The organism is Paraburkholderia sp. SIMBA_027, from assembly GCF_046535315.1.
Lineage (GTDB): Bacteria > Pseudomonadota > Gammaproteobacteria > Burkholderiales > Burkholderiaceae > Paraburkholderia > Paraburkholderia tropica.
The window spans coordinates 1-268 of sequence record NZ_JAWRWY010000675.1 but is presented as its reverse complement, the minus strand read 5'-3'; the positions used below and the strand labels follow the sequence as shown (position 1 = coordinate 268).

At 56.3% G+C, this 268-nt stretch carries 1 pseudogene; it reads left to right on the top strand.

The features are described from left to right. Nucleotides 1-128: 128 nt before the first annotated feature. Nucleotides 129-268: pseudogene (locus SB764_RS40720) on the top strand (beta-hydroxydecanoyl-ACP dehydratase); the annotation flags it as partial.

Genomic DNA, 268 nt, shown 5'->3' with positions numbered 1-268 from the left:
CCTTGACGCTGTGACTTTCACTACAACGCAATAGTCTGTGTGTAGGCTGCCGCTATGAGGCATGAACGCTTCATTCGGTTCGGGAAGATTGACCCTACCCTGCCGCATGGGATTATTGAGGAGCTCGCATGACCAAACAAAACGCCTTTACCCGGGAAGATCTGCTGCGCTGCAGTCGCGGTGAGCTGTTCGGCCCAGGTAACGCGCAACTGCCCGCCCCGAACATGCTGATGGTGGATCGCATCACCCATATCAGCGAAGAAGGCGG